At 78.5% G+C, this 813-nt stretch carries 1 protein-coding gene; it reads right to left on the bottom strand.

The window, feature by feature from the left end:
• Nucleotides 1-813, bottom strand: an 813-nt coding sequence (gene bla, locus Q6969_RS16030; RefSeq protein WP_317231327.1) for a class A beta-lactamase, incomplete at both ends; no start/stop codon positions are given.

The following is an 813-nucleotide window of genomic DNA, read 5'->3' as shown; positions in this document are numbered from 1 at the left end:
CGCGCGGCGCCCGAGACGAGCGCGTCGTCGGCCTCGGCGTCCGGCGCGTCCCGCGACGAGTGGATCGCGATCACGAGCGGCGCCGCGCCCGGCCGCCACACCACGGCGACGTCGCCGCGGCTCGCGTAGGCGCCCGAGCCGGACTTGTCGCCGACGGTCCAGCCCGTGGGCAGCTCGGCACGCACGAGCGGGTCGCCCGTCCGCGTCGCCCGCAGCCAGCCGGTGAACAGGGCGCGCTCGTCGGCGTCGAGCGGATCCGCGAGGGCACCCGGATCCCCGACCGCGTAGGCCCGGAGGAGCGCGGCCGCGGCGCGCGGCGTCGTCGTGTCGCGGTCGTCGCCGGGCGTCGCCTCGTTGAGGTCGGGCTCCGTGCGGGAGACGACGGTGGTGTCGTCACCGAGCGCCGTGAGCGCCGCGTCCAGCTCCGCCGGACCGCCGAGGGCCTCGAGCAGCAGGTTCGCCGCGGTGTTGTCGCTCCGGGTCATGGCGGCGTCGGCCAGCTCGCGGAGGGTCATGGTGCCGCCGACGCGCGTCGCGGTGACGGGCGCGTACGCGAGGACGTCCGCCGCCTCGATCGGCACCGCGCGGTCGAGGCCCGCGATGCCCACGCGGTCGAGGAGCGCGGCGGCGAGCGGCGCCTTGATCGTGGATGCGTACGCGTATCGCTCGTCCGCCCGCCAGGAGACCTCGGCGCCCGTGCCCGTGTCGACCAGGTGCACGCCGAGGCGCGCGTCGAACCGCTCCTCGAGGGCGGCGAACGCGGCGTCGGCGGCGGCCCGGTCGACGGCGGGGGCGGCGGGGGCGGCGCTCGCC

It is taken from the genome of Clavibacter sp. MX14-G9D (assembly GCF_032917815.1).
Taxonomy (GTDB): domain Bacteria; phylum Actinomycetota; class Actinomycetes; order Actinomycetales; family Microbacteriaceae; genus Clavibacter; species Clavibacter michiganensis_K.
The sequence above is the reverse complement of the archived record's forward strand: the minus strand, read 5'-3'. Positions and strand labels throughout refer to the sequence as shown.